This is a genomic window from Streptomyces sp. NPDC006283 (assembly GCF_040613325.1).
GTDB lineage: Bacteria > Actinomycetota > Actinomycetes > Streptomycetales > Streptomycetaceae > Streptomyces.
On the sequence record NZ_JBEXRZ010000011.1, the window covers coordinates 16,203 to 28,373 of the forward strand.

A 12,171-nucleotide genomic window follows, 5' to 3' on the forward strand; every position below is an offset into this window, starting at 1 on the left:
AGAGCCCTTTTCTGGGGGTCCCACCACGCCCGCAAGGGCGTAGGGGGCGTTCGATGATTCTTTGAGGTTGCGTCCCGGCCCCCGAAGTTTGAGGGCTTCGGAAGCCCCCGAGAGAGGGCATGAGACACAGCTGCTCAGGCTACCAGTCGCCCCGCGGGCGGCCCAAACCGGGCTCAGTCCCGCAACCGTGGGACCATGGAGCCTACGTATCGATCCGACATCGCCCCGAGCCGAGCCCGAGCCGAGCTCACCGACCCGGCGTCTGCCAAAGAATCAGGACCCTGCGTGCCCGCGACTCCTACCAACGTGCCCGAGCCGAGCCGTACCGACCCGGCTCTGATCCGCAACTTCTGCATCATCGCGCACATCGACCACGGCAAGTCGACCCTCGCCGACCGGATGCTCCAGCTGACCGGCGTGGTCGAGCAGCGGCAGATGCGTGCTCAGTACCTCGACCGGATGGACATCGAGCGCGAGCGCGGCATCACGATCAAGTCCCAGGCGGTCCGTCTTCCCTGGGCGCCCACCGAGGGCGAGGACCAGGGGAAGACCCACATCCTCAACATGATCGACACCCCCGGGCATGTCGACTTCACGTACGAGGTGTCCCGGTCCCTGGCCGCCTGTGAGGGCACGATCCTGCTGGTCGACGCGGCCCAGGGCATCGAGGCGCAGACCCTCGCCAACCTGTACCTGGCGATGGAGAACGACCTCGCGATCGTCCCGGTCCTGAACAAGATCGACCTGCCGGCCGCCCAGCCGGAGAAGTTCGCCGAGGAACTGGCGAACCTGGTCGGCTGCGACCCGGACGACGTGCTCAGGGTGTCCGCCAAGACGGGGCTCGGTGTGGAGGCGCTGCTCGACCGCGTCGTCCGCGAGGTCCCCCCGCCGGTCGGCGTCGCCGACGCCCCCGCCCGCGCGATGATCTTCGACTCGGTCTACGACTCCTACCGCGGTGTCGTGACGTACGTACGTGTGATCGACGGCCAGCTCAGCAAGCGTGAGCGCATCCGGATGATGTCCACCGGCGCCACGCACGAGCTGCTCGAGATCGGCACCAACTCGCCCGAGATGCTCCCGGCCGACGGCCTCGGCGTCGGTGAGGTCGGCTACCTCATCACCGGTGTGAAGGACGTCCGCCAGTCCAAGGTCGGTGACACGATCACCAGCCTGCACAAGGGCGCCACCGAAGCGCTCGGCGGCTACAAGGACCCGAAGCCGATGGTCTTCTCGGGCCTCTATCCGCTCGACGGTTCCGACTACCCGGAGCTGCGCGACGCCTTGGACAAGCTCCAGCTCAACGACGCCGCGCTGGTCTACGAGCCGGAGACGTCCGCGGCTCTCGGCTTCGGCTTCCGTGTCGGCTTCCTCGGCCTGCTGCACCTGGACGTGATCCGCGAGCGGCTCGAGCGCGAGTTCGGCCTCGACCTGATCGCCACGGCCCCCAACGTGGTCTATCGCGTGACCATGGAGGACGGCACCGAGCACACGGTCACCAACCCGAGCGAGTTCCCCGAGGGCAAGATCAACGAGGTGCACGAGCCTGTCGTGCGCGCCACGATCCTCGCGCCCAGCGAGTTCATCGGCTCGATCATGGAGCTCTGCCAGACCCGCCGCGGCACTCTCCTCGGCATGGACTACCTCTCCGAGGACCGGGTCGAGATCCGCTACACCCTGCCGCTGGCGGAGATCGTCTTCGACTTCTTCGACCAGCTGAAGTCCAAGACGCGCGGCTACGCCTCCCTCGACTACGAGCCCACCGGCGAGCAGGCCTCCAGCCTCGTCAAGGTCGACATCCTGCTGCACGGCGACAAGGTGGACGCCTTCTCGGCGATCACCCACAAGGACGCCGCCTACGCCTACGGTGTGCGGCTCGTCGCCAAGCTGCGCGAGCTCATCCCGCGGCAGGCGTTCGAGGTGCCCATCCAGGCTGCCATCGGCTCCCGGGTCATCGCGCGCGAGACCATCCGCGCCATCCGCAAGGACGTCCTCGCCAAGTGCTACGGCGGTGACATCTCCCGTAAGCGGAAGCTGCTGGAGAAGCAGAAGGAAGGCAAGAAGCGGATGAAGATGGTCGGCTCCGTGGAGGTCCCGCAGGAGGCCTTCATCGCGGTGCTGTCCAGCGACGAGGGCGGCAAGAGCAAGAAGTAGCCGTCGCGTCACCGTCCGTGCCGCGCCGCCCCCGGGGCTTGTTCGGTACGCGTGCCGCTCGCTCCGAAATACGCGCACCGCTCTCTCCGGAAGGCGCCCGTCACAGTCGTGACGGGCGCTTTTCGGTGCTCCGGCGCACGTCCAGGGCTTAGCTGCCCCCTACACCGATCTATTGCCCCAACCGGCGGACCTGCGCTCCGTTCGTTATGAAGCGGCAGCCCGAAGGCTCTTACGCACCGGTCGAACGCGCTCTACCCTGATCACGGCTCGATGGTTACTCGCCAGTTAAAAAACCAGCCAGTCGTGCATGCTGCCGCAGGCCCGGAGGACGTCGTGAGCGAAACCCAGACCCAGATCGAGAACCGGCCGCCTTCGGTGGCCACCCTCTTCACCGAGCGCGTGGCAGCCACGCCGAACGGCGAGGCCTACCGCTACCCGGTGCCCCGGGCCTCGGGCACGGGGCCGGACGAGTGGAAGTCGTTGACCTGGGGGCAGGCCGCCGAGCGGGTCTACGCCATCGCGGCCGGACTGATCGACCTCGGGGTGAACGCCGAGGAGCGGGTGGCGCTCGCGTCCTCCACCCGGGTCGAGTGGATCCTCGCCGACCTCGGCGTGATGTGCGCCGGCGGCGCCACCACCACGATCTACCCGTCGACCAACGCGGAGGAGTCGGCTTTCATCCTCGCCGACTCCGGGAGCCGGGTGCTGATCGCCGAGGACGTGGCCCAGCTGGCCAAGGCGCGGGAAAAGCGCGGCGAGCTGCCCGAGCTGAAGCACGTGGTCGTCTTCGACGCGACCGGCCTTGCGCCCGACGCGGGCGAGCCGGACGGCTGGGTCCTCACCCTCGCCGATCTCGAGGCCCGCGGCGCGAAGTACCTGAAGGCCAACCCCTCGGCCGTCGAGGAGCGGGTGGCGGCCATCACCGCCACTCAGCTGGCCACGCTCATCTACACCTCCGGCACCACCGGCCGCCCCAAGGGCGTGCGGCTGCCGCACGACAACTGGTCTTACCTGGCCAAGGCCATGACCGCGACCGGCCTGATCGGCCCTGATGACGTCCAGTACCTGTGGCTACCGCTCGCGCACGTCTTCGGCAAGGTACTGACCTCCGGCCAGATCGAGGTCGGCCACGTCACGGCGGTCGACGGCCGGGTCGACAAGATCATCGAGAACCTGCCGGTCGTCCAGCCGACGTACATGGCGGCCGTGCCGCGCATCTTCGAGAAGGTCTACAACGGGGTCGCCGCCAAGGCGCGTGCGGGCGGCGGCGCCAAGTACAAGATCTTCCAGTGGGCGGCCGGCGTCGCCCGCGAGTACGCCAAGGTCACCCAGGACAACTTCCGACGCACCGGCTCGGCTTCCGCGCCCTTCGGCCTGACCGCCAAGCACAAGGTCGCCGACGCGCTCGTCTACTCCAAGCTGCGCGAGGCCTTCGGCGGGCGGCTGCGTGCGGCTGTCTCCGGCTCCGCCGCGCTCGCGCCGGACATCGGCTACTTCTTCGCCGGCGCCGGCATCCACATCCTCGAGGGCTACGGGCTCACCGAGTCCAGCGCCGCTTCCTTCGTCAACCCGGGCGAGGCCTACCGCACCGGCACGGTGGGCAAGCCGCTGCCCGGCTGCGAGGTGCGCATCGCCGACGACGGCGAGATCCTGCTGCGCGGCCCCGGCATCATGGAGGGCTACCACGGCCTGCCCGAGAAGACCGCCGAGGTCCTGGAGTCCGACGGCTGGTTCCACACCGGCGACATCGGCGAGCTCTCCGCCGACGGCTACCTGCGCATCACGGACCGCAAGAAGGACCTGATCAAGACGTCCGGCGGCAAGTACATCGCGCCCGCCGAGGTCGAGGGCCAGTTCAAGGCGGTGTGCCCGTTCGTCTCCAACATCCTGGTGCACGGCGCGGACCGTAACTTCTGCACCGCGCTGATCGCCCTGGACGAGCCGACAATCCTCGGCTGGGCCGAGGAGAACGGCCTGGGCGGCAGGACCTACGCGGAGGTCGTCGCGTCCCCGCAGGTCGAGCAGCTCGTCGAGGGCTATGTGAAGCGCCTCAACGAGGGTCTGCAGCGCTGGCAGACCATCAAGAAGTTCCGCCTGCTCCCGCGTGACCTGGACATCGAGCACGGCGAGCTGACGCCCAGCCTCAAGCTCAAGCGCCCGGTCGTGGAGCGCGAGTACAAGCACCTGATCGACGAGATGTACGCGGGCTCCCGCGAGGCGTAGCGGGGACCGTCGAAACGACCGGGCGGAAGCGCGGGACCGGTGCCGGACGGATCGGGCGGGGGACGGAGCCCCGCCCGATCCCAAGGCCGTTCCTCCGCTTCCGCCCGCGCTTTTGTGCCTCCCCCACTGTTACGTTCCACCCACTTCGGTGACTCCACGCTTATGAGCGCCCTCGGTCTGTCACTCTGTCGGTGTCATGAGCGGCGCACGCCAGCACCGACCAGGAGCCGCAAGTGGGGTCCATTCCGATGCAGCGCGAATTCGGCAACCGATCGACTCCCGTGTGGCCGGCACGGGCCGACCCCAGGCTGGTCGCGCGGACCAGCCTGCCCGGCAACCTTCTGGCACCGGCCGCCGCGCGCCGCTTCGTGCTCGACGCCGTCGCGGACTGGACCGCTCTCGGGTTCCTGGCCGGCGACGCGTGCGCCGACCGGCTGGCCGACGACGCGGCCGTGGTCGTCAGCGAGCTCGTCACCAACGCCGTCGTGCATGCGGGCACCGCGGCGGAACTGCTCTGCCGGTTCGAGGAACCCACGCACGAGGAACCCGCCGCGCTCGTCGTCGAGGTCTCCGACCATCATCCCGACAGCGCCGTGACCAGCGGTCCGCACAGCGCCGACCAGTCCGGCACCCCCGACTACGGGCGCGGCCTGCATCTCGTCGCCGCCCTCGCCGAACGCTGGGGCGTCACCTTCCACGCCGCACTCAAGACCGTCTGGGCGCGCCTGCCCCTCGACGGCCGCGACGTACGCCCCGCCGCCGCCGTCCTCGCCACGGCCGTGGACCGGGGCACCGTGCGCGGAACGGAGGCGTACGAGCCGGTGCACGCCCGGCGCGGAGACCTGGAGTGGGTGGGCCGGGGTGCGCCCGCCTTCCTCGCGGAGGCGTCGGACCTGCTCGCCGGACAGCTGGACGAGGACATGGTCGCGGCGCTGGCCGGTCCGCTGCTGGTACCGCGGCTCGTCGACCGGTGCGCGATCTGGCTCGCCGCCGGGACGGAGGGGCACAGCCAAGGCGACGGGGGCGGCGCGCCCGGAGCGGCGTCGAGACTCGTCGGCGTATGGCACAGCGACGAGTCCCGCGTGGAGCCGTTGCGCGAGGCTCTGGGCAAGGAGCCGCCCGTCCTGCCCGACGACTCGGTCACCGGCCCGGTGCCGGTTGCCTGGCCGGAGAAACGGCCGGACGAACGGCCGGAGAGACGACCGGAGGAACTGCCCCTGCCCGGACAGCGTCGGGACCCGGCGGGGTTCGTCGACGTCAGCGAAGGAACGGCCACCGCCCTGGCCTACCCGCTCGCCGTCGCAGGCCGTCGCCTCGGGGTGCTGCTCGTCGCGCAGAACGGCCCCGAGCCCGTGTGCGCGGAAGTGGCCGCGCTCGTCGGGGACTTCGCCCGGCGCGTCGCCCTGGCCGTCGGAGCCGCCCGCCGGTACACCCGGCAGGCCACCATCAGCCGGGTGCTCCAGCGCGGTCTGCTGCCCAGCAAAGTGGGACAGATCCCGGGCGTCGACACGTTCCTGGTCTACGAGCCGAGCGACGACGGCGTCGCCGGTGGCGACTTCTACGACGTCTTCCCCGGGTCCGGCGACCGGTGGTGCTTCATGCTCGGCGACGTCCAGGGCAGCGGCCCCGAGGCGGCGGTCGTCACCGGCCTGGCCAGGCCCTGGCTGCGGCTCCTCGCACGCGAGGGGTACGAGGTCGGCCAGGTGCTCGACCGGCTCAACGGTCTGCTGCTCGACGACGCGATGGAGGCGGCGGAGGCGGCGGCCTTGCTGGTCACCGGCGGGCACGGGCCCGGCCTGCCCGACGGGCAGCACTCCCGGTTCCTGTCGCTGCTCTACGGAGAGGTGGTGCCCTCGCCGTCCGGGGACGGCGGCGCCCGGTGCACCCTCGCGAGCGCCGGACACCCGCTGCCCCTGCTGCTGCGCCCGGACGGCACGGTGCGTGCCCTGGCGGAGCCACAGGTACTGCTCGGGGTCGTCGACGACGTCGCCTACCAGAGCCACACCTTCCGTCTCGAACCGGGCGACACGCTGCTGTGCGTGACCGACGGCGTGACGGAGCGGCGCTTCGGACCCCGGATGTTCGACGACGAGGACGGCCTGGCGGCGGTGCTCTCCGGTTGCACCGGCCTTACGGCGCAAGGCGTCGCGGAGCGGATCAGGGCGGCGGTGCACGCGTTCGCGCCGACGCCGCCGGGGGACGATCTGGCGCTGCTGGTGCTCCAGGCCGGGTGAGCGGGGCCAGGAGCGGAGCGGAACCGGCGCCCTCGTGAGCGACGGACGGAGGCCCTCCCGAGTGACGGACAATGGGGGGCATGCCTTCCGTACTGCCCGACGGCGAACCCGTGCCCGAGAACGGCGCACTGCCCGCGTCCGCCCTCCACGCCGCCGGAGACCGGCCTCTCGCCTTCTACCTGCACGTGCCGTACTGCGCGACGCGCTGCGGCTACTGCGACTTCAACACGTACACCGCCACCGAGCTGCGCGGCTCCGGCGGTGTCCTCGCCTCCCGCGACAACTACGCCGAGACCCTCGCCGACGAGATCCGCCTCGCCCGCAAGATCCTCGGCGACGACACGCGTCAGGCGCGGACGGTGTTCGTCGGCGGAGGCACGCCCACGCTGCTGGCCGCCGATGATCTCGTACGGATGCTGGACGTCGTGCGCGAGGAGTTCGGGCTCGCCGACGACGCCGAGGTGACCACGGAGGCGAACCCGGAGTCGGTGGGCCCCGCGTATCTGGAGGCGCTGCGGGCCGGCGGCTTCAACCGGATCTCGTTCGGGATGCAGAGCGCCCGGCAGCATGTGCTGAAGGTGCTCGACCGGACCCACACACCGGGGCGGCCGGAGGCGTGTGTGGCCGAGGCCCGGGCGGCGGGCTTCGACCATGTGAACCTGGACCTGATCTACGGCACCCCCGGCGAGAGCGACGACGACTGGCGCGCCTCGCTGGAGGCGGCGGTGGGCGCCGGGCCGGACCATGTCTCGGCGTACGCGCTGATCGTCGAGGAGGGCACCCAGCTGGCCCGCCGGATCCGGCGCGGCGAGGTGCCGATGACCGACGACGACGTCCACGCCGACCGCTATCTGATCGCCGACGAGGTGCTCGGCGCAGCCGGCTTCGACTGGTACGAGGTCTCCAACTGGGCCACCACCGAAGCCGGCCGGTGCCTGCACAACGAGCTGTACTGGCGCGGCGCCGACTGGTGGGGCGCCGGCCCCGGCGCGCACAGCCATGTCGGCGGCGTGCGCTGGTGGAACGTGAAGCATCCGGGCGCGTACGCGGCGGCGCTGGCGGAGGGCCGCTCGCCGGGAGCGGGCCGCGAGGTCCTCTCCGACGAGGACCGCCGGGTCGAGCGGATCCTGCTGGAGCTGCGGCTGCGGGAGGGCGTCCCGCTGGAGCTGCTGCGGGAGGCGGGCCTCGCCGCGGCCCGCCGGGCGCTCGCCGACGGGCTGCTGGAGCCCGCGCCGTACGAGGAGGGCCGAGCGGTCCTCACCCTGCGGGGACGGCTGCTCGCGGACGGGGTGGTGCGGGACCTGGTGGACTGAGACGGGGTGGTGCGGGACCTGGTGGACTGAGACGGGGTGGTGCGGGACCTGGTGGACCGAGACGGGGTGGTGCGCGGGACGTGGTGGTCCGACCTCCACCGGGCCCCGCCTCCGGGGCCGGCCGCACCTCCCGGCCGCCGGGGGACGCCGGCGGAGGCCAGGCGTCCGAAAGGTCACACGTGGTCCGCGTCACCGGCCGTGACGTGGTCGATCAGCCGCTCCACCGCGCCCAGCAGCGACGGCTCCAGGTCCTTGTAACTCGTGACCTTCGACAGGATGTGCTGCCAGACCGCGCCCGTGTTCTCCGGCCAGCCCAGCGCCCGGCAGACGCCCGTCTTCCAGTCCTGGCCCCGCGGGACCCTCGGCCAGGCCGGGATGCCCACGGACGACGGTTTCACCGCCTCCCAGACGTCGATGTACGGATGGCCCACCACCAGCACGTGCGGGTCGGTGACCGACGCGGCGAGGCGGGACTCCTTCGAGCCCTCGACGAAGTGGTCCACCAGGACACCGAGCCGGGCGTCCGGGCCGGGGGCGAAGTCGGCGACGATCGCGGGAAGGTCGTCGATGCCCTCCAGGTATTCCACGACCACACCCTCGATGCGCAGGTCGTCGCCCCACACGCGTTCCACCAGCTCCGCGTCGTGCCGCCCTTCCACATAGATGCGGCCCGCACGGGCGACCCTGGCCCGCGCGCCGGGCACGGCGAGGGAGCCGGAGGCCGTACGGGCCGGACGGCTCGGGGCCGTGGGCGCCGGGCGGACCAGGGTGACCACCTGGCCCTCCAGCAGGAAGCCGCGCGGCTCGAGCGGGAAGACCCGGTGCTTGCCGAAGCGGTCCTCGAGGGTGACCGTCCCCGCCTCGCAGCGGATCACCGCGCCGCAGAAGCCCGTCGACACCTCCTCGACGACCAGGTCGGGGTCCGCGGGGATCTCGGGGGCCGGCTTCGACCGCTTCCACGGCGGTGTGAGATCAGGGCTGTAACTGCGCATTCGCACGACGATACGTCCGGCTGCCCTACGACACGCCGAAACGCGCGGCCAGCGACGCCCGTTGGGCACGCACGAACGCCGCGTCCACCGCCGCCCCGTGCCCCGGCACGTACAGCGCGTCCTCGCCGCCGAGCGAGAGCAGCCGGTCGAGGGCCGCGGGCCAGCGGGACGGTAGGGCGTCCGGACCGGCCTGCGGCTCACCGGACTCCTCCACCAGGTCGCCGCAGAAGACGACTTCCGGCTCGCCTGGCACCAGCAGCGCGAGGTCGTGGCCGGAGTGGCCGGGGCCGACGTTGGCCAGCAGTACCTGGCGGCCGCCCAGCTCCAGCGTCCACTCGCCGCACACGCTGTGCTGCGGGGCCACCAGCAGGTCCGCGGCCTGCGCCGCGTCGTCCGGCGCGACCCCGTGCCGCACCGCGTCGGCGCCGATCACGTCCCGCTCACGCCGCAGGAGCGTGTCCATGCCCACGGCGCCGTAGACCTCCGCACCCGCGAAGGCCGCTGTGCCCAGCACATGGTCGAAATGGGGATGGCTCAGTGCGATGTGCGTCACCCGCCGGACCCGCCGGCCGGCGAGCAGGGCCTGCGCCTGGGCCCGTACCTCGGCGCCCTCGCGGACCGTGGAGCCGGTGTCGAAGAGCAGCACGGCGTCCTCGCCGACGACCAGACCGACGGTCGCGTCCCAGCCGGGCATACGGCGACGGCCGACTCCGTCGGCCAGCCGTTCCCAGCCGAGGTCTTCCCAACTGACGTCCATGCGGCGACGCTATCGGCATCACATTCGCATCGACCTCGGCGGGCCCCCGGCACAGCGTGTCCGACCGCACGGTCGGCCACCCTTCTACCCGCGTACCCGGCGGCCGTACACTGGCCGGGGGAATGCTGGCACTCGGGCGCGCCGAGTGCCAAGCCACACACGAGGAACCACAGCTGGAGGTGCGCACGAATGCTCAGCGAACGCAGGCTCGAGGTGCTGCGCGCCATCGTCCAGGACTATGTCGGCACCGAGGAGCCCGTCGGCTCCAAGGCCCTCACCGAGCGGCATCAGCTCGGCGTCTCCCCGGCCACCGTCCGCAACGACATGGCCGTGCTGGAGGAGGAGGGGTTCATCGCCCAGCCTCACACGAGCGCCGGCCGGATTCCCACGGACAAGGGCTACCGGCTGTTCGTCGACCGGCTGGCGGGCGTGAAGCCGCTGTCGTCGCCCGAGCGCCGCGCCATCCAGAACTTCCTGGACGGGGCGGTCGACCTCGACGACGTGGTGGGCCGCACGGTGCGCCTGCTGGCGCAGCTGACCCGGCAGGTCGCCGTCGTCCAGTACCCGTCGCTGACCCGGTCCACGGTCCGGCATGTGGAACTCCTCTCCCTCGCGCCCGCCCGACTGATGCTCGTGCTGATCACGGACACCGGCCGGGTCGAGCAGCGCATGATCGACTGCCCCGCGCCGTTCGGCGACACCTCGCTCGCGGACCTGCGGGCCCGGCTCAACAGCCGGGTCGTGGGACGCCGCTTCGCGGATGTGCCGCAACTGGTGCAGGACCTTCCCGAGTCGTTCGAGCACGAGGACCGCGGCACCGTCTCCGCGGTGCTCTCCACACTGCTCGAAACCCTGGTCGAAGAGACCGAGGAGCGGCTCGTGATCGGCGGCACCGCCAATCTGACCCGTTTCGCGCACGACTTCCCGCTGACCATCAGGCCGGTGCTGGAGGCGCTGGAGGAGCATGTGGTGCTTCTCAAGCTGCTCGGAGAGGCGAAGGAATCGGGCGGCATGGGCATGACCGTACGGATCGGTCATGAGAACGCCCACGAAGGACTCAACTCCACGTCCGTGGTCGCCGTCGGCTACGGTTCGGGCGACGAGGCAGTTGCCAAACTCGGCGTGGTCGGACCGACCCGCATGGACTACCCCGGAACGATGGGAGCGGTACGCGCAGTGGCACGTTACGTCGGACAGATCCTGGCGGAGTCGTAAGTGGCCACGGACTACTACGCCGTACTCGGCGTACGCCGCGACGCATCGCAGGACGAGATCAAGAAGGCCTTCCGCCGCCTCGCGCGCGAACTCCACCCGGATGTGAACCCGGATCCGAAGACGCAGGAGCGCTTCAAGGAGATCAACGCCGCGTACGAGGTGCTCTCGGACCCGCAGAAGAAGCAGGTCTACGACCTCGGCGGAGACCCGCTCTCGCAGGCCGGAGGCGGCGGCGCGGGCGGCTTCGGCGCGGGTGGCTTCGGAAACTTCTCCGACATCATGGACGCGTTCTTCGGTACCGCCTCGCAGCGCGGGCCCCGCTCGCGCACGCGGCGCGGCCAGGACGCGATGATCCGTCTGGAGATCGACCTCACCGAGGCCGCCTTCGGCACGACCAAGGACATCCAGGTCGACACGGCCGTCGTCTGCACCACCTGCTCGGGTGAGGGCGCGGCGCCGGGGACCTCGGCGCAGACCTGTGACATGTGCCGCGGCCGTGGCGAGGTCTCGCAGGTGACGCGGTCGTTCCTCGGCCAGGTCATGACCTCGCGGCCGTGTCCGCAGTGCCAGGGCTTCGGAACGGTCGTGCCCACCCCGTGCCCGGAGTGCGCCGGTGACGGCCGCATCCGCTCGCGGCGGACGCTGACCGTGAAGATCCCGGCCGGTGTCGACAACGGCACGCGCATCCAGCTCGCCGGCGAGGGCGAGGTCGGCCCCGGCGGCGGCCCCGCGGGGGATCTCTACGTCGAGATCCACGAGGTCGCGCACCCCGTCTTCCAGCGGCGCGGCGACGATCTGCACTGCACGGTGACGATCCCCATGACGGCGGCGGCGCTGGGCACGAAGTGCCCGCTGGAGACGCTCGACGGCATCGAGGAGGTCGACATCCGGCCGGGCACCCAGTCGGGGCAGTCGATCCCGCTGCACGGGCGCGGCATCACGCACCTGCGCGGTGGCGGGCGCGGCGACCTGATCGTGCACGTGGAGGTGACGACGCCGACGAAGCTGGATCCGGAGCAGGAGCGGCTGCTGCGGGACCTGGCGAAGCTGCGCGGCGAGGAGCGGCCGACGGGCCAGTTCCAGCCGGGGCAGCAGGGGCTGTTCTCGCGTCTGAAGGACGCGTTCAACGGGCGTTAGCCCGCGGCGCGACCCTCCCCACCCCGCCCCTTCCCGATACCGGGGCAAGCCCCGGACCCGTACCGCGCTCCGCGCGGTGTCCTCAATCGCCGGACGGGCTCCTTCGGAGCCCCGCAGGCGTTTGAGGCGCGGGGGTTCGGTGGGGGTGG

General features: G+C 71.3%; 8 protein-coding genes. 6 read left to right on the forward strand and 2 right to left on the reverse strand.

Annotation, left to right across the window (positions count from 1 at the left end; translation table 11 throughout):
• Nucleotides 1-285: 285 nt before the first annotated feature.
• From lepA to hemW, 4 genes are all read left to right on the forward strand, one after another.
• Complete coding sequence (lepA, locus tag ABZ070_RS04345) at nt 286-2,151, forward strand: translation elongation factor 4 (protein WP_356629765.1); 1,866 nt, start codon at nt 286-288, stop codon at nt 2,149-2,151.
• Nucleotides 2,152-2,484: 333 nt separating this feature from the next.
• The gene (locus ABZ070_RS04350; protein ID WP_356629767.1) at nt 2,485-4,374 is read left to right on the forward strand and encodes an AMP-dependent synthetase/ligase; all 1,890 of its coding nucleotides are present in this window, start codon (nt 2,485-2,487) and stop codon (nt 4,372-4,374) included.
• A 248-nt stretch (nt 4,375-4,622) separates the two neighbouring features.
• Nucleotides 4,623-6,608, forward strand: a complete 1,986-nt coding sequence (locus tag ABZ070_RS04355) for an ATP-binding SpoIIE family protein phosphatase (protein WP_356629857.1) — start codon at nt 4,623-4,625, stop codon at nt 6,606-6,608.
• Nucleotides 6,609-6,688: 80 nt separating this feature from the next.
• Nucleotides 6,689-7,921, forward strand: a complete 1,233-nt coding sequence (hemW, locus tag ABZ070_RS04360; RefSeq protein ID WP_356629769.1) for a radical SAM family heme chaperone HemW — start codon at nt 6,689-6,691, stop codon at nt 7,919-7,921.
• 173 nt (nt 7,922-8,094) lie between these two features.
• Here the strand turns inward: hemW and ABZ070_RS04365 are convergent, their stop codons facing one another.
• Nucleotides 8,095-8,913, reverse strand: coding sequence for a DUF3097 domain-containing protein (locus ABZ070_RS04365; RefSeq protein ID WP_356629771.1), 819 nt, complete (start codon nt 8,911-8,913; stop codon nt 8,095-8,097).
• A gap of 25 nt (nt 8,914-8,938) precedes the next feature.
• Nucleotides 8,939-9,670, reverse strand: a complete 732-nt coding sequence (locus tag ABZ070_RS04370; RefSeq protein WP_356629773.1) for an MBL fold metallo-hydrolase — start codon at nt 9,668-9,670, stop codon at nt 8,939-8,941.
• A 189-nt stretch (nt 9,671-9,859) separates the two neighbouring features.
• On the opposite strand from ABZ070_RS04370, the gene hrcA reads away from it, so the two are divergent.
• Both hrcA and dnaJ read left to right on the forward strand, forming a co-directional pair.
• Complete coding sequence (hrcA, locus tag ABZ070_RS04375; protein ID WP_356629775.1) at nt 9,860-10,885, forward strand: heat-inducible transcriptional repressor HrcA; 1,026 nt, start codon at nt 9,860-9,862, stop codon at nt 10,883-10,885.
• Nucleotides 10,886-12,022, forward strand: a complete 1,137-nt coding sequence (gene dnaJ, locus ABZ070_RS04380; protein ID WP_356629777.1) for a molecular chaperone DnaJ — start codon at nt 10,886-10,888, stop codon at nt 12,020-12,022.
• The last annotated feature ends 149 nt before the right edge of the window (nt 12,023-12,171 follow it).

Bases quoted from the DNA above. Each gene is read 5' to 3' on its own strand.
- ABZ070_RS04365 (WP_356629771.1), bottom strand. From the start codon at position 8,913: ATGCGCAGTTACAGCCCTGATCTCACACCGCCGTGGAAGCGGTCGAAG.
- ABZ070_RS04355 (WP_356629857.1), top strand. From the start codon at position 4,623: ATGCAGCGCGAATTCGGCAACCGATCGACTCCCGTGTGGCCGGCACGG.
- hemW (WP_356629769.1), top strand. From the start codon at position 6,689: ATGCCTTCCGTACTGCCCGACGGCGAACCCGTGCCCGAGAACGGCGCA.
- hrcA (WP_356629775.1), top strand. From the start codon at position 9,860: ATGCTCAGCGAACGCAGGCTCGAGGTGCTGCGCGCCATCGTCCAGGAC.
- ABZ070_RS04370 (WP_356629773.1), bottom strand. From the start codon at position 9,670: ATGGACGTCAGTTGGGAAGACCTCGGCTGGGAACGGCTGGCCGACGGA.